Below are 16150 nucleotides of genomic sequence, written 5' to 3'. Positions count from 1 at the left end.
TTTTTAGGCGATCTCCACCGAGTAGTTCTCGACAATCGTATTGGTGAGCAGTTTTTCGCAAGCGGCGCTCAAGCGATGCTGCGCCGCCTCGCGGTCCGCGGCTTCGATCTCGATATCGAAAACCTTGCCCTGGCGTACGCTCGCGACGCCGTCGACGCCGAGCGATTTGAGCGCGCCTTCGATCGCCTTGCCTTGCGGATCGAGGACGCCGCCCTTCAAAGTGACGATCACGCGCGCTTTCATGGGCAATGGGTTCCGGTCGCGAAAAAGCTTCAAGCCGCGTTGGATGTCGGCGTCAGCGTCAGAAGAGAGAAAATGGCGGAGGGATCGCGGGTCGCCCGCAATTTGGCGATCAGGCCTGGGCCGCGCAATACGCGCGAAATCAACGCCAAGGCTTTCAAATGATCGGCGCCGGCGTTTTCGGGCGCGATCAGCAGAAAGGCGATATCGACCGGCAGGCCATCAAGCGCGTCAAAATCAATTGGCCGCTCCAAACGTCCGAAGACGCCGAAAATGCGTCCGCATTTGGCGAGCTTGCCATGGGGTATCGCGATGCCGTCGCCCACCCCGGTCGAGCCCAGCCTCTCGCGCTGCAGAAGCGCGTCGAAAATTTCGCGCGCGGCCAGTCCCGATATGACCGCTGCCCGCTCGCTCAATTCCTGGAGGGCTTGTTTCTTACTGTTGACCCGCAGAGACGCCATCACCGCGTCTGGGGTAAGAATATCGTTCAGAGGCATAAAACTCTCTCGGTTGATCCTCGATGAGCGCCGTTATCCCAAGGGAACAGACAATTCTCTCCCTGCATCTTTGGCGCCGCGGCGCTCAATGCGGGTCGATCCAGCCAATCGCGCCGTCGCCACGCCGGTAGACGACGTTCAATCGTGCGCTGCCCGCGTGCTGAAAAACCACGACAGGCGCGCCGGTTAGGTCAAGTTCGGCGACAGCGGAGGCCACGGACAGGCTTTTAAGCAAGGCAGATCCTTCCGCGACAATCACAGGGCTGAAATCCTGTACTTCTTCCGCCTCTTCGTCAGGCGCCTCGATCAGATAATTGGCGACCATCGGCCGCGCCGCGTCTCCCGGCGCCACGCCTCCGTTGAGCGGCGCGTGCCGCTCTTTAAGGCGTTTGTTGTAGCGCCGCAACCGACGCTCGATTCGGTCGGCGGCTTGGTCGAAACTGGCGTAAGGCTCCTGCGCCTTGCCTTCGGCCTGAAGATTCATGCCCGAACTGAGGTGCAGCGAACAATCGGACCGATACCACGATCCTTCCGGCGAGATCACGACATGGCCGGTGATCTGACCATCGAAATAACGTCCCATCACCGCGGCGACCTTGTCGAGCACATGTTGGCGAAGCGATTCTCCGATCGCGAGGTTTTTCCCCGAAACGCGCAAGGTCATTCGTCGTTACGCCTTTTTGATTATTTTGAAATCGGTCGGCGCCGGCGCGCCCACGCTGTCTCCGAATATCTGGAGAGCTGCATTTTCCATTCCGCGAACCCCGATCGAATTCGTCCGAAAATGCCCCAACGACCGCCGGCGCGGCTCACCGACCGACAGTGATCATAGGGTTAGGAGTCTGGCGCGCCGATGTCAAATGAGACGAGCCGGCGCGGCTGTTGAAAATCAATAAAGCTGTAGAAGAATCATAGCGTTAAAGAATTCCTGAATGACCCGGCGGCGACCGGCGGCGCCATCTTCTCGCGCCGCCGATCGACGGACGAGGGAATGCGCAGACTGTCGCGATATTTCGCCACCGTACGGCGCGCGATGACGATGTCGGCGACCTTAAGACGCGCGACGATCACATCGTCCGAAAGCACGTCGCTCGGATCCTCAGCGTCAATCATTTGCTTAATCTTGAAGCGCACTGATTCGGCCGAATGGGCTTCGCCGACGCCGTTCGAGGCGATCGAGGTCGAGAAGAAATATTTCATCTCGAACAGGCCGCGCGGCGTGTGGATATATTTGTTCGAGGTCACGCGCGACACGGTCGATTCATGCATGCCGATCGCGTCGGCGACGGTCTTGAGATTGAGCGGGCGCAGACCGACAACGCCCTCGAGGAAAAAGCCGTCCTGCCGGCGCACGATTTCGCTCGCCACTTTCAAAATCGTGCGCGCGCGTTGCTCAAGGCTTTTGGTCAGCCAATTGGCGTTCTGGAGGTTCGTCGTCAGGAAAAGGCGATCGGCTTCGCTCGTTCGGCCGCGCTTGACGTTCGCGGCGTAGCTTTCGTTGACGAGCACGCGCGGCAACGCCTCGTTATTGAGTTCGATGCGCCAGGAATTGTCGGGCGCCAGCGCGACGAACACGTCAGCGGTCGCCAATTGCTCGGGCGGCGCGCCAAACGGCCGCCCCGGCTTGGGCTCCAGGCGGCGGATTTCGGCGATCATGTCGGCGAGATCTTCGTCGTCGACTCCGCAAAGTCGGCGCAGAGCGGCGTGATCGCGTTTGGCGAGCAGCGGCAGATTGGCGACGAGCGCCTGCATTGCTGGATCGAATCGATTACGCTCGATCAACTGCAGCGACAGGCATTCAGCGAGATTACGCGCGAAAACGCCGGTCGGCTCCAACTGCTGGAGGCGCGCCAGCACCGTTTCGAGACGCGCCAGCGGAGCGCCGAGGCGATCGGCGAGGTCGCCGAGCGATCCTGTGAGATAGCCGGCCTCATCCAATGCGTCGATCAAGGCGCGTGCGATCATCATATCAGCCGGATCGGCCAGAACGATCGCCGCCTGTCGCGCCAGATGGTCGCCAAGGCTGATTTGCGCCGCCGCATAGGCCTCAAGATCGGGGGTCAGGCCATCCGATCCGCCGCTCGCCACGCCGCTCCAGGATGTTGCAGACAGGCCATGGCCCTCGGGCGGCGCACAAAACTCGGCCGGCGCGGGCGCGCGGTCGGATTCGAATGCATTGCCGAGTTCCGTGCCGAGATTTTGGGCAAGACCGGCGACATCGGTTTCCAACTCTTGCGAAGCCCAGTCCGCCTCGCCCTCCGGGGGCGTGGGCCCCTCGAACAAAGCGGAAGGCTCGTTCCCCGGCTCGGAGGGGTTAAAATCCTCGGCGCGCTCCAACAGAGGATTGCGCTCAAGCTCATTTTCGATATAGGCGGCCAGTTCGATATTGGGCAATTGCAACAGCTTGATCGCCTGCAGGAGCTGCGGCGTCATCACCATCGACTGGCCCTGACGCATCACGAGTTTTGCGGACAAAGCCATTATGGTTACAAACTCACGCTTGACGGGACAGACTTGCGCAACACGGCGCGGCTCGTTTCTTGCTTATAGCATAATTCCTAGGCAACGCGACGTAGCGCGAGCGCCGGCTCCAGTCAAAGCCGCTCTCAGTTAATTTGCCTTTCAGGCGCGCCGCGGGCGCTGCCTAATTCCAGCTAAGCCTATGTTTGCCAACAACTTTTCTCTTGGCTTCTGGCGCGCCAGGCGCGCGGCCTCCGCATGGCTATCTCGGATGTCGCCAGCGCTCGCGTCTTCGATATAAACATTTGCTTATATCTTTATTGCTTCATCGCAGGCGACTTGCTATTGAACGGGGAGGTAAACGCAGGGTTTTGAAAAATGACTGGGAAAACGCAGGATTTTGTTGTCGCCGACCTCAATCTGGCCGGCTGGGGGCGCAAGGAAATCGCCATAGCCGAGACGGAAATGCCCGGATTGATGGCGACACGCGCCGAATATGCGCTGGCCCAACCGCTAAAAGGCGCGCGAGTCGCCGGCTCGCTGCATATGACGATCCAGACCGCCGTTCTGATCGAGACGCTCAAAGCGCTCGGCGCGGACGTGCGCTGGGCCTCCTGCAACATCTATTCGACGCAGGACCACGCCGCCGCCGCGATCGCGGCCGCCGGCACGCCTGTCTTCGCCATCAAGGGCGAGAGCCTCAAGGACTATTGGGATTACACCCATCGCATCTTCGAATGGGCCGACGGCGGTCAACCCAATATGATTCTTGACGATGGCGGCGACGCCACCGCGCTCATTCATCTTGGCCAACGCGCCGAACAGGGCGATACAGCTTTCCTCGACAAGGCCTCCAACGAGGAGGAGGAAGTTCTGTTCGCCTCGATCAAAGCCCGCCTCAAATCGCATCCGGGCTGGTATGGCGCCAACGCCGCCGCCATCAAGGGCGTGACCGAGGAGACCACCACCGGCGTTCATCGTCTTTATGTGATGGCCAAGGAAGGCAAGCTGTTGTGGCCGGCCATCAACGTCAACGACAGCGTGACCAAGTCCAAGTTCGACAATCTCTACGGCTGCCGCGAATCGCTCGTCGACGGCATCCGCCGCGGCACCGATGTGATGATGGCCGGCAAGGTGGCGATGGTCGCTGGCTTTGGCGATGTCGGCAAGGGTTCGGCCGCTTCGCTGCGCAACGCCGGCTGCCGCGTCGTCGTCTCCGAAGTCGATCCGATCTGTGCTTTGCAGGCGGCGATGGAAGGCTATGAGGTCATCACCATGGACGAGGCGGCGCCACGCGCCGATATTTTCGTCACCGCCACCGGCAATATCGATGTCATCACGCTCGATCATATGCGCGCGATGCACGACCGCGCCATCGTTTGCAACATCGGCCACTTCGATTCGGAGATTCAGGTCGGAGCCCTGCGCAATTACAAGTGGAACAACATCAAACCGCAGGTCGACGAAATCGAATTTCCCGACGGCAAGAAAATCCTTCTGTTGTCGGAAGGCCGTCTCGTCAATCTGGGCAATGCGACCGGCCATCCCTCTTTCGTGATGTCGGCCTCCTTCACCAACCAGACGCTCGCGCAGATCGAGCTTTGGACGCGGCAGGGCCATTACGAAAAGAAGGTCTACACGCTGCCCAAGCACCTCGACGAAAAGGTCGCCGCGCTTCACCTCGACAAGATCGGCGTCAAGCTGACCAAGATGACCGAACAGCAGGCGAACTATCTCGGCGTTCCCGCCAGCGGTCCGTTCAAGGCGGATCATTACCGGTATTGAGCGTTCGGTCAGCGCTCGGCGTCGTTGCGCGCATAGATCATGACGTCGTCCACGGCCTCGCGCAGATGATATTCTGCGAGGGCCGCGGCGACGTCGGCGTTGTTGTGCGCCCAAGCTAGCCAGTCGTCTCCGACGATCAGGATGGCGTCGGGCTTTTTGTCGACAATGTCGGCGACAAGTGTTTGTCGGTCGAGACGCCGATAGGCCTCAAATTTGCGGGCGTCCTCCGGGGTTGGATTTCGCCGGAGAGCGGCGTCGCTCATCTCGGTGATCCAAAGACTCATCACCGATCCGACCCAGACGCCCTGAACCCGTCGCGTGAGCGGGTGACCATCCCCGATACCTGGAGCTATCGTAAGAATCTTTGGATGCGGCGCGATCTGCGCGACGGCGCGTTCCAGCCGGTCGGAATCGTGACCTCCCAAGGAAAGCCTGACGCCGGCAAAAAATATCATCAGCGCCGAGAGGACGGCGACCGCCAAGCGACCGGGCGCGATCCTCGCGCCATGAGGCGTCGCCGGATTCTCCAGGATCAATCGAAGCAGCGCCAGCACAAGCAGCGCCAATGCGGGATAAGCCTGATAGGCCCAGAGCTTGCTTTGAATCAGATAGGCCGCCATGGCGCCGGCGGACGCCAGAGCCGGCACGGCGACGAGCGGCTCGGCCCAGCGTTTGCGCGCAGCAAACGCCAGCAAAGCGCCGAGTGCGATCCAGGCATGGATCGTGGGATCGTGAGGCAGCGTCGAGAGCGGTTTGTGGAAGGGTACGTAAATATCCCGCGCGATGGGCACGGCGCGCTCGAAGAAAGCGGGGCACCACAGCGCAACCGCGGTCCAATAAAGCGCGACCGCCGCGAGCGCGGCCCATAGTTCGATACGTGGGACGAGCGAGCGCCAGCCTGTGCGCCACGCGAGATAGGTGAGATTAGGCAAAAAAAACAATGCGAAATGGGGTTTGATCGCGATCGCAAGGCCAGCTCCCAGGCCAGCTAAGAGGCTGAGGATGGGTTCAACGCGTTCGCGCGACGCCCAAACGGCCAACGCGGCTAAGCATGGCAGGCTCGCCATCAGCGCGATATGTTCGCGCTCGCTGAACGCGCGCATGGGGAGCAGCAACAGCACGGCGAATGCAATGGCTGCGAGCCGCGAACCGGCGGCCGGCGTAACGGCGCCGCCGCGCGCGAGAACGATTCCCGAGAGCCAGAGACTGAGCGCGGCGCCCACGAAACAAAACAGGTCGATCACGAATTCAGGCGCTGTCCCCGACAGGCGGGCGACGAGAATCGGCGGCAAATAGATAAGAAACGACAAAGGAGGGTTGATCTCTATGAAATCAACGTAGGGCCGCGCGCCATCCAGCGCTTTCTCGGCTAGTGTGATGTTCCAAGACGTGTCGGTATTGACGCCCCAGTGAATTTGCACGGCGGCGGCTAATAGGACGACAGCCGCTAGCAGCCAGAACGTGCGGGACGCGAGAAATCCGCTGACATTTACGCGCCCGGGCGCCTCAAGCGCAGATTCGTAGGTCACGACAATTCCGCTCCGCCATCAGTCATGTTGACCTAAATCCGCATCGCTGATTCATCCACATTTTGCTTCGATCGTGCGCGTCTCGATAGCGAAGGCCGCCGCGTTGGCGATGACATGGGGCGGGCGTCTTTCGCTTCGGCAAGGATGCGCCCGGCGCAGAGGCCCGTGGCTCCGGTCAATTATCGGCGTCGCCCGCATTCAAGGGAAGCGGCGTCGAGCTAATCGCGAAAGGCTTAAGAAAGCCGTAAGGGGCTGGCGGCGAAGGCTCTTCGAGCGTTCCTGAAAACAGGTTCGCTCCCGATCGGTCTTTGGTCGACCTCTTGCCTCGTCGCAGGCGCCGCGCCCCTCAGCGCCAGGCCGAGAAGAAGCACAGCTTGTGGGCGCCGACGAGCGGATCGCCGAAGACGTCATTGTTGCAGGGCAGTCCGCCCGGCGCGCTGCGGCGGTTGGCGAATACGCCGTAGCGGCCGTAATGGATCACGGCGCCATAGGGCGCGGCGCAAAAACCGTGCTCACGCGCACAAAATTCCCAGGCCTGCGCCGCTGAGGACGAAGCCAGAATCGCGGCCCCGACGGCCGCGGCAGCGATCAGATTTTTCATTGCCGTTCTCCTCGTCGCCGACGCTGGTTTTGGCGCGGGCGATGGGAAATTACGGGATGGTCGTTCGTGCGCATCGGCGCAGAGCCATGACCAGACGCTGGCGCCCAAGGACGTGGGCTATAGGGTGAACGTGGCGTCCACCCAGCATGGGGCCGGCAACGGGCCCTGGAAGCGGGTCGACGGCTTTTCCGAAACGGTGATCGCCTGGATCGTCGCCTCGAAAGGGACGATGCATCGAGGCGCGTTGCGGTGAAACTACGGGCCGCGCATCCCGTAAGATGAATTAGCCATTCGGGCCGCCCATGCCCCGAGTGGCGAGGGGCCGCCGGGAAGACTCCATGCTCCCGGCGGCTCGCATCTCCTTATGGACGCGCCTCGCTCCAGGCGGCGCCGTCGTATGAGCGCGTTGCAGCCTCGCGGCTCACGAAACAAATCTCGTCAAGCGCCTCGATGACGCCGGGTCTTTCCAACCAAGGGACCGTTTCATCGTATCCCTCGTCGATGATCGCCTGCTGGATTGAAGCAAAGTCGGCGTAGTCGCCGCTTCGCGCCAGCTCATAGGCGCGCCGCCCGACATAGGCGAGTCGGTTTTTGGTTTCTTCCATTCGCCGCCTCCACTATTCGCCTATTCGTCGCTGGCTGCCTTTGCCGCCTCTGGTCGTTTGGGGCGGAAATCGATAGCAGCTTATCATCTCAAATCGATGACGGAAGGCGGCGGCGTTTCACTTTTGAGTCATTTCGTGAGCATCAACAGGTTCAAGCTTGCCTGCGCCGCTCGCGGACGGTTCGCATGCGTGACAAGGGCGACGGCTGCCCATCGGGGCCGACGGCGCCACGCATTCGACTGACGCGGAACGCGCGCTCGAGGCGATGTCACTGCGTGAGGCGCGCCGAGGCTACCGATTGTTGGAACAGTTGCACGATCGCGGCCGAGATATCGGCATCGCTGTCAGCTTTGGCGAAAAAGCCGGGGCTCGCGCAATTCGTCATCGTCTGTTCGATCGGCGACACGCCGGTCGGCGTCAACGTCGTCGGTGTGGCGATATCATCCACGTTGATGGACTCGCTGCCAAAACTCGTTGATGCGGGGGTGATCGGCACATAGGGGATTAGCAGGACCGCGACAGTATAGCCGTAGGCTTTTGCCTGGCTGCAAAATGACGGCTGAGCATACGGCCCCGAAGCCGCGGCGGCGCCGACAACGCCGTTGGCGTTCGGCAATTGCGGCTGGGACCCGGTGAAGTTCGGGTAGGTCTGAGCGTTGTCAGCGCCGTCGGTGACGATAAAAATGTACCCTTGCGGCGATGCGGCCGTGCCCGGCGCGCCTGTGATATTCGGAAGTTTCATGTCGCCCCACAGATTTTCGAAATGCGTGCCGCCGGAGCCGATCGACAGCATCTTGCCGTTAATGTCGGGGACGGAACCGGCGCCATTGTCGAGATAAGTGCTGGCGAAAGGCGAGGTGGTCGTCGTGTAGGTAGTGGTGGTGGTGATGGTGAGGGGAGTGGTGGAGCGGGTGGTGGTGTTGGCAGGGATTGTGCTGCCGGTGGGAACGAGGGTGTTGATGAAGGCGCTGGTGGTGGTGACGGGGGTGAACATGTTCACCGCCGCGGATCCCGACTGTGGCATCGCCGCCAGCGGCACAGCCGGCACCGCATGGTTGATGAATGGATAGATTCCCAATTGATATTGATTTGGCTTCGTCGCGAGGCCAGGTGTGTTTGCGTAGTTTATAAGATTTAAGACGGCGGACGCGAGCGAATCCACACGAAGCTTGAGGCCATGGCTTTCAGCGTAGGCGAAACTCCGCATTGCATAATTGCCGTCGCCCGACGCAGCATTGAAATGGCAAGCAAACGCACAAGTGTTATTGGGATAGGCGACATAGTTGCCTTGGACTTCGCTAATTCCGCTGTTCACATAATCATCGGGGTTGTTTGCCTTAAGCGTGTCCTGATCGGCCGAGGCAGTCGGCAGCCCCATCGAACCCGATACGTCGAGCATGAGATAGAAATTCTCGTACGCGCCTTGCGACAAGCTGGATTGAGACTGCCCGGCGATCTGGAGCGTACTGATCCCGACGAGACCTCCCACGACGGTCGGCGCCTGCGCGGAATAGGTGACTGTAGCATTGATGACCAGCGAGTCGCTGGGCGAAAGCGCGACGGTGACTTGCGGAGACGCCAGCGTCAGATCCGTCGCCACTGCGCCCACGTTCGCTTTAAATACATTGACGCCCTGCGCCTGGCCGGCGGCGTAGGCGGCATTGGTCAGAGCAGACCCGGTCAGGGTCTGGCCAGGGGCGGTGAGAAAAGCCTGTGTCGTGTTGATCGCAGCAATCGCCGCCGCGTCGGCCGCCGCGTCAAGCCGCGCCTTGTATGACAATTTTCTATAAAAATCGAGGCCGACGCCCATCATCACGATCAGCGGAATCGCCATCAGCGCGAAGGTTATCGCCACATTGCCGCGTCTGTCGCGCCGCGCCGCGCCCGCGCGCCGGCCGAGAAATTTGACGAGCCTGGTAAAAAATCCTTCCGTGATCATGGCTTCTCTCGCTAACACGTTTGAGCGATTATGCCGCTACCCTGATAGGTGAGCGTCTGGACATAACGCGGCGCGATATACATCGATCTGGCGATCGGCAACGCCATGCCAAAATAAGAGCCGAACCAGGGATGATAGGTGTATTGGACGTCGACCGCGATGAGCGAACCCGGCCCATATACGTCAGGCGGCAATGCCGTGGGGCTGGGGACCGATGCGTCGCTCGGTAGCGCGCCGATCGGCTTGGTGTTGCATGAGCGCCATTTGTTGCCGGCGGTCCAGATCGGCGCCGCGTGATAACAGGCGGGACCCGCCACGGTGCAGCTCGGCGCGACTTGCGTGAACTGAATGAACGCCATCGAAATGGCGATATCGTTGCTCCACGGGACCCCCTGATTGGCCGCGTCGCTCAACACATCGGGAAATATCACCATCGCCGAATCATGATAAAATTGCAGGTCGGTATCGCTCACAGTGGCGCTGCTGCCGCCCGGCGTCGTTGGCCCCGTCGTGACGATCATTTGCCCGATCGTGTTGGCGACCTGTTCGATCTGCTCGGTGGCGAGCGCATATCGGGTGACGTCGACGCCCATCAGCGCGAGCAGGATCATGATCGGGGCGATGAAAGCCATTTCTGTCGCCGCGATCCCCGAGTGGTCGCGACAAAATTCGGCGAGCCTCGCGCGAACAAGGGTCAACATCGTCTAGCACCCCGCCGCGGTGTCGCCTTGAGCGCCCTGGTATGGTTCATTTTTGAAGGCGGCTGTGGCGAGCACGAAATGGACGACGCTGCCGTTAAAGTTCTGCGAGGCGACCGCAAACCAAATCGGACTGAAGATCGGCATGGCGTAATAGTTCTGGACATAGATGACGGAGCCTGGCTGTCCCGGACAAAAGGCGGCTGGGATCGCGGTATTGGTCTGCGGCGGAGCGAGCCCCGTCTGAGTAGTATTTAGAAACGCGTAAAAGCCGGCGGGACTGACCCCCTCGGGCACGGTGTACAAATTCTGAATGACACTGGCGCAGGGCATCGGCCCCGACAGGTAGGAGCAGAAGTTCGCTTTGAATTGGGCGGCGGTTTCAGAAGACGCCGCGACGGCGCCGACCCGGATCTGGCGCGCGGCGGCGTTGGTCGCGTAGTTCAAGGTCGCGGAAGTGTAAAAGTAGAAACCGATCTGCAATATTTCGATAATGAGCAGAATAAGGACAGGCGAGACCATCGCAAATTCGATCGCCGCGACCGCCGAGCGCTCTCCGATGAAGCGAGCGCTCAATGTGCGTCGCCGCCGGGAGTGCGCTCCGCCCTCGCTTTCGTTCGTTGCCGTGATTCCGTGCGTCATGACCGACAACCTACTGTGAGGCGTCGCTAAATTTAATGAAATTCGACGGCCAACGCTCTGTTATTCGCCGACAACGGATAAGGAACGTTTAAAGCCGACAATTGAAATGATTAACGCGCTGTATCATCGGGATTTCCTTGGCGGATTGGGGATTTGCCGACGATCCGCCGGCGTCGCTGCGGCGGCGCAAAACGCCGCGCCGGAGAGCGCGGCGCGGCGGATCAGGAAGCTGTCCAACGCACGCAATCAAACGCCCCGCCTCCGTCTCACTCGTCGGTGAACGGACCGATGACGAGCTGCTCGACCTTCATCCAGTTCGCCAATTGCTGATAGGTGAGGCCGATGCCATGCAGGTCGTAGGTGACTTCCGAATGGGTCGGTCCGACGCATTTGGTCACGCCCTTGCTGTCCTTGGCTTTCTTGCAGTCGGTGTCGGTGTCGGCGTAATAGACGCGGCCGTACAGGCCGGGCTTGGTCTGATCGGCCGATGAGAAGAAAGCGTCGGTATCGGCCTGCGCCGCGTCGCCGCCAAAGAATGAAGCGTCCTTGTTGACCGTCGGTTCGTTGAAGCGAAGATTATAGTCGTAATAGGACGTGTAGGCGTGTTTCTTCGCCTTGGAATCGGTGAACTCGCCGCCTTCCTCGACATAACGGATCGAGCCGGTGACATGGTCTGAGATCACATTGTCGCCGACATTATAAGTGAATTGCAATCCGGCCTGATCGGTCAGCCAATTGCCCAGTTCGTAATCGTAATCGAACACGCCCGAGACTTTGGACGCCGCGATGAACGAGAACGGGCCGGCGGCGAGACCGAGACCTTCGAACCGCAGCGGGTCGGGATTCTTAACCTGGATCGAGACCACCTTGCCGTTGACGAGGCGCGAATAGGCTTTCGTCGCCTCATTGGTCGCCGCCTTGAGTTTCTTGCCGATCTGCCACCAGCGGGCGACCTCGCGACCCTGGATGTCGCCGATGAATTTGTTCGACGACTGGTTTCCCTTAACGACGTCGAGCCTGAGACTCCCGTCCTCGGGATTGTAGCGCCCGTCCGCGTCGATCAGAAGATCGCCGCGCAGGATCGCTGCGTCGCGCGCGATCTGCGTCGGGTTCGCCGGATTGATCACGTCCATGCGGACCGAATAGGTCATACGCTGGTCGGGAATGCGCTGAATGGCGCCTTTTAAGATCATCAGGTCGGCGACGGCCAGATCCTGGATTTCATAGGTGTCGACATTGCTGGTCGAGCGCTCGGAACGGGAATTATAGTCGATGATGATCGCGCCCGTGACCTTCGCCTTGTCGGCGGGGATTTCGGTGGTCGCGCGGGTTGTCTGCGCCAGCGCCGAAGTCGGGCCGACAAGCGCCGCCCCTACGGCCAGCGCGCCAAGCGCCGCGCCGATCCATGATTTTGACATTGATTGATCCTCCAGATTTCGGCCCGCCGCCTCTCCGGCAGCGTCCAGCCCACGCATGCGCTTACGGTCCGCGCTGGCGGAACCCGGTCGACGCGGGCTGTGGGGATCGGCGCGATTTGGGTTGGGCGGGTGCGAAAATTGACGTTATGATTGCGCGAATCCGGCCCATGGCGTGGCGGTTCAGGAGGAAACCCGATGGACGATATCGATCGCGCGCGCAAAGTGGTGCTCGCCAGCTTCCTGGGCTGGACGCTGGACGCTTTCGATTTCTTCATCATGGTTTTCGTGTTCAGCGACATCGCCAAGGAATTTGGCGTCACCGTCACGACGGTCACCGTCGCGGTCACGCTGACGCTGGCGATGCGGGCGCTCGGCGCCTTCATCTTCGGCCGGCTGGCCGATCGCTTCGGACGGCGACCGCTGCTGATGGCGAGCGTCTTATGCTATTCGGTTTTCGAATTGCTCTCGGGCCTTGCTCCTAATCTGATTAGCTTTCTCGTGCTGCGTGCTTTGTTCGGCATCGCGATGGGCGGCGAATGGGGCATTGGCAGTTCGCTGACCATGGAGACCATTCCGGCGAAATGGCGCGGCTGGGTCTCGGGGCTGCTGCAATCGGGCTATCCCGCCGGCTATTTCCTCGCCACTTTGACGTTCTTCGTCGCCTATCCCTATGTCGGATGGCGCGGCATGTTCATGATCGGCGTGCTGCCGGCGCTGCTCGTGCTCTATATCCGCCGACACGTGCCCGAAAGCCCGGACTGGACGGCGCGCCAGGCGGCGCCGCGCCCCTCCATCGTCGCGGTTCTGCGCCAGCATGTCGGACTGACGATCTACGCCGTGATCCTGATGACGGCGTTCAACTTCTTCAGCCACGGCACCCAGGACATCTATCCCAACCTCTTCCTCGCCGGGCAGCACGGCTTCGACCATTCCACCGTGAGCACGATCGCGCTGATCTATAATGCGGGCGCCGTGATCGGCGGCATCGCGTTTGGCGCGCTGTCGCAGCGCATCGGCCGACGCGTCACGATCGTACTGGCGGCGCTGCTGTCATTGCTGGTGCTGCCGCTCTGGGCGTTCGGCGCGACGGCGCTGACGCTCGGCATCGGCGCCTTCCTGATGCAGATCTGCGTGCAGGGCGCGTGGGGCGTCATCCCCGCGCATCTCAATGAATTGTCGCCGCCGAGCATCCGCGCGACTTTTCCCGGCGTCGTCTATCAGCTCGGCAATCTGCTGGCTTCCTACAATGCGACGCTGCAATCGGGCATTGGCGAGCGAACGGAGCCGCACAATTACTCCTGGGCGCTGGCCGGCGTCGCCGGCACGGTCGCAATCGTGATCGCTCTGTTGGTCGGCTTCGGCGTCGAGGCGCATGACGTGAAGATGGGCGAGGACGCCGCGCCAGAAGCCGTCAAGGCGTGATGATCGACCGGTTCGACCATATCGTTCTGACGGTGCGTTCACTCGAAGCCATGCTGAGCTTCTACGAACGCGTGCTGGGATTCAAGCGCGAGCTGCGGCCCGGAGCGCCCGCTTCGCTCAAGTTTGGCCGCCAGAAGATCAATGTGCATGAGAGCGACCGGACCTTCGAGCCGAAGGCGGCGAGTCCGACGCCGGGTTCGGGGGATTTCTGCCTGATCACGCAGCGGCCGATCGACGAAGCGGTCGCGCATCTGGAGGCTTGTGGCGTCGCCATCGAACTGGGGCCGGTGGCGCGCAACGGTGCGCTGGGGCCCATGATTTCGGTCTATTTCCGCGATCCCGACGAGAACCTGATCGAGGTGAGCCGGTACGACGACCAAGGCGCGTAAACGCCGGCTGCTCATTCGACAATACGCAACAAAATGGCTGCCTATCTGCGCGGGGTTGGGTATATCAATACACAACCAGGAGGTTGCGTATGGGCAATAGCATCGAGAAGCGCATCGAACTCAAGGCGCCAGCGATGCGCGTCTGGCGCGCGTTGACCGACCATCGCGAGTTTGGCGAATGGTTTCGGGTGAAGCTGGAGGCGCCGTTCGTGCCGGGGCAGATCTCGCGGGGCTACGTCGCCTATCCCGGCTATGAGCATCTCAAATGGGAAGCGACGGTACAGAAAATGGAGCCCGAACGGCTCTTTTCATTCACCTGGCACCCCTATGCCGTCGATCCCAAAGTCGATTATTCGAGCGAGCCGACGACCCTCGTCGAATTCAGGCTGGAGCCGATGGCGGGCGGCGTCGTTCTTGTCCTCACCGAATCCGGGTTCGACGCGATCCCTAGGGATCGCCGGATCGAAGCGTTCCGCATGAACGAGCGCGGCTGGGGCGAGCAGATGACGAATATCGCGCGCCATGTCGCGGCCTAGAATCCGCGCCGAACTTGAGGCGCGCGCGTCGGTCTTTGCGGCTCTCGGCGATGAAACGCGGCTATTGCTTGTTGGAAAACTGTCCAACGGGCTGCCGCAGTCGATTTCGCGGCTTGCGGAGGGTTCGGCGCTGACGCGGCAGGCGATCGCCAAGCATCTTCGCGTGCTGGAACGCGCCGGACTCGTGCGCGGCATGCGCGCCGGACGCGAGAGTCGGTTCGCATTCACGCCGGAGCCTTTCAAAGAGGCCCAGTCCTATCTCGAACGCGTTTCGAGCCAATGGGACGATGTCTTGGCGCGGCTGAAATTCTTCGTCGAGGACGAAGAGTCCTGAGGCGCGGCCGATTGCGCCGCGCGGCCGCGATTGAACCAAACACGAAAACGCTTTAGAGCAAAGGGAGACGCGCGGGCGGTCAGGAGGCGGCTATGGAGTGGGAAAACTCCCGGGAATCGACCAATGTCGAGGATCAACGCGGTTCCTCTGGCGGCGGCGGCCTCGGCATCCCGATCGGCGGCGGCACTGGCGGGCTTGGCATCGGCGTGATCCTCATCCTCGCCTTGATCGGCTATTTCACCGGCATCGATCCGCGCATCCTGATCGGCGGCGCCCAGATCCTGGTCGGCAATGGCGCCGGCAACACCAGCTCTTATTCCGCGCCGGCGCCCGCTCCGACGCCGACCGCCATGCAGCCGCAGCAGAGCGCGCAGAACGATCTGATGCGCCATTTCGTCGCTGTCATTCTGGGTCAGACGGAAGACGTCTGGTCGCAGGTTTTGCCTGCGCAAAAGGGCGTCGCCTACACCGCGCCCAAACTGGTTCTCTATAGCGGCTCGACGCGGTCCGGCTGCGGCACAGCGCAATCGGCGATGGGGCCGTTCTACTGCCCCAATGACAAGAAGGTCTATCTCGACATGGCGTTCTTCAACGACATGCGTGACAAATACGGCGGCGGCGGCGATTTCGCCTATGCCTATGTGATCGCCCACGAGATCGGCCATCACGTTCAGGATCTGCTTGGCATTCTCGACAAGGCCGACGCGGCCAAACAGAATATGAGCCGCACGCAGGCCAACGCCGTATCGGTGCGCATCGAACTGATGGCCGATTGCCTGGCCGGCGTCTGGGCGGCCAATGCGGATCAGAAATGGCACATCCTCGATCCTGGCGATGTCGAAAAGGCGATGGCGACCGCCTCGGCGATCGGCGACGACCGCCTGCAGACCGCCGCCAAAGGCTATGCCGTGCCCGACAGCTTCACCCACGGCAGTTCGGCGTTGCGCCAGCAATGGCTGACGACGGGCCTGAAGAGCGGGCAGGTGGATTCTTGCAATACGTTTGCGCAATAGAGGTCAGCGGCCTGCAGACGCGTTGCTGACCGCGTCGTCCCC

At 61.3% G+C, this 16150-nt stretch carries 17 protein-coding genes; 6 read left to right on the top strand and 11 right to left on the bottom strand.

The features are described 5' to 3' along the window. Nucleotides 1–3 precede the first annotated feature (3 nt). From purS to rpoN, 4 genes are all read right to left on the bottom strand, one after another. Nucleotides 4–243, bottom strand: a complete 240-nt coding sequence (gene purS / locus GSQ90_RS15785) for a phosphoribosylformylglycinamidine synthase subunit PurS (RefSeq protein WP_158815812.1) — start codon at nucleotides 241–243, stop codon at nucleotides 4–6. Between the two features lie 29 nt (nucleotides 244–272). Then, entirely contained in the window at nucleotides 273–737 is a 465-nt protein-coding gene (locus GSQ90_RS15780; RefSeq protein WP_158815811.1) for a PTS sugar transporter subunit IIA, read from the bottom strand. 85 nt (nucleotides 738–822) lie between these two features. Continuing rightward, entirely contained in the window at nucleotides 823–1401 is a 579-nt protein-coding gene (gene hpf, locus GSQ90_RS15775; RefSeq protein ID WP_158815810.1) for a ribosome hibernation-promoting factor, HPF/YfiA family, read from the bottom strand. 245 nt (nucleotides 1402–1646) lie between these two features. Further along, nucleotides 1647–3218, bottom strand: a complete 1572-nt coding sequence (gene rpoN / locus GSQ90_RS15770; protein WP_158815809.1) for an RNA polymerase factor sigma-54 — start codon at nucleotides 3216–3218, stop codon at nucleotides 1647–1649. A gap of 357 nt (nucleotides 3219–3575) precedes the next feature. Here rpoN and ahcY point away from each other — a divergent pair, with 357 nt between their 5' ends. Continuing rightward, nucleotides 3576–4982 carry an adenosylhomocysteinase gene (ahcY, locus tag GSQ90_RS15765; RefSeq protein ID WP_158815808.1) on the top strand — a complete coding sequence of 469 codons (1407 nt, stop codon included), beginning with the start codon at nucleotides 3576–3578 and terminating at the stop codon, nucleotides 4980–4982. Nucleotides 4983–4990: 8 nt separating this feature from the next. On the opposite strand, the gene GSQ90_RS15760 is transcribed toward ahcY, so the two are convergent. The 7 genes from GSQ90_RS15760 to GSQ90_RS15730 form a co-directional block, all read right to left on the bottom strand. Further along, nucleotides 4991–6511: a hypothetical protein gene (locus GSQ90_RS15760; RefSeq protein WP_158815807.1), complete on the bottom strand. Its 1521-nt coding sequence runs from the start codon at nucleotides 6509–6511 to the stop codon at nucleotides 4991–4993. A gap of 346 nt (nucleotides 6512–6857) precedes the next feature. After that, complete coding sequence (locus tag GSQ90_RS15755; RefSeq protein ID WP_158815806.1) at nucleotides 6858–7112, bottom strand: hypothetical protein; 255 nt, start codon at nucleotides 7110–7112, stop codon at nucleotides 6858–6860. A 362-nt stretch (nucleotides 7113–7474) separates the two neighbouring features. Next, nucleotides 7475–7717 (bottom strand): hypothetical protein, encoded by a 243-nt coding sequence (locus tag GSQ90_RS15750; RefSeq protein WP_158815805.1) that lies wholly within the window; start codon nucleotides 7715–7717, stop codon nucleotides 7475–7477. A gap of 268 nt (nucleotides 7718–7985) precedes the next feature. Continuing rightward, nucleotides 7986–9656 (bottom strand): pilus assembly protein TadG-related protein, encoded by a 1671-nt coding sequence (locus GSQ90_RS32765; RefSeq protein ID WP_158815804.1) that lies wholly within the window; start codon nucleotides 9654–9656, stop codon nucleotides 7986–7988. 11 nt (nucleotides 9657–9667) lie between these two features. Continuing rightward, nucleotides 9668–10357: a TadE/TadG family type IV pilus assembly protein gene (locus GSQ90_RS15740; RefSeq protein WP_256366608.1), complete on the bottom strand. Its 690-nt coding sequence runs from the start codon at nucleotides 10355–10357 to the stop codon at nucleotides 9668–9670. 3 nt (nucleotides 10358–10360) lie between these two features. After that, the gene (locus GSQ90_RS15735) at nucleotides 10361–10930 is read right to left on the bottom strand and encodes a TadE/TadG family type IV pilus assembly protein (protein ID WP_158815802.1); all 570 of its coding nucleotides are present in this window, start codon (nucleotides 10928–10930) and stop codon (nucleotides 10361–10363) included. A 332-nt stretch (nucleotides 10931–11262) separates the two neighbouring features. Further along, nucleotides 11263–12414, bottom strand: coding sequence for a hypothetical protein (locus GSQ90_RS15730; protein ID WP_158815801.1), 1152 nt, complete (start codon nucleotides 12412–12414; stop codon nucleotides 11263–11265). 195 nt (nucleotides 12415–12609) lie between these two features. Between GSQ90_RS15730 and GSQ90_RS15725 the strand changes: the two genes are divergently transcribed. The 5 genes from GSQ90_RS15725 (at nucleotide 12610) to GSQ90_RS15705 (ending at nucleotide 16108) form a co-directional block, all read left to right on the top strand. Next, nucleotides 12610–13836, top strand: a complete 1227-nt coding sequence (locus GSQ90_RS15725) for an MFS transporter (protein WP_158815800.1) — start codon at nucleotides 12610–12612, stop codon at nucleotides 13834–13836. Further along, a complete protein-coding gene (locus GSQ90_RS15720; RefSeq protein WP_158815799.1) occupies nucleotides 13836–14225 on the top strand; it encodes a VOC family protein in 390 nt (129 codons plus the stop codon). The genes GSQ90_RS15725 and GSQ90_RS15720 overlap by 1 nt, the downstream gene beginning before the upstream one ends. 89 nt (nucleotides 14226–14314) lie before the next feature. Further along, the gene (locus GSQ90_RS15715; RefSeq protein WP_158815798.1) at nucleotides 14315–14761 is read left to right on the top strand and encodes an SRPBCC family protein; all 447 of its coding nucleotides are present in this window, start codon (nucleotides 14315–14317) and stop codon (nucleotides 14759–14761) included. Then, on the top strand, nucleotides 14748–15095 hold the full coding sequence (locus GSQ90_RS15710; RefSeq protein ID WP_158815797.1) for a helix-turn-helix transcriptional regulator: 348 nt from the start codon (nucleotides 14748–14750) through the stop codon (nucleotides 15093–15095). Before GSQ90_RS15715 ends, GSQ90_RS15710 begins: the two co-directional genes overlap by 14 nt. A 92-nt stretch (nucleotides 15096–15187) precedes the next feature. Then, nucleotides 15188–16108 carry a neutral zinc metallopeptidase gene (locus tag GSQ90_RS15705; RefSeq protein WP_158815796.1) on the top strand — a complete coding sequence of 307 codons (921 nt, stop codon included), beginning with the start codon at nucleotides 15188–15190 and terminating at the stop codon, nucleotides 16106–16108. Nucleotides 16109–16150: the final 42 nt, after the last annotated feature.

The organism is Methylocapsa sp. S129, from assembly GCF_009765995.1.
In the GTDB taxonomy this organism is placed as follows: Bacteria; Pseudomonadota; Alphaproteobacteria; order Rhizobiales; family Beijerinckiaceae; genus Roseiarcus.
The sequence above is the reverse complement of the archived record's forward strand: the minus strand, read 5'-3'. Positions and strand labels throughout refer to the sequence as shown.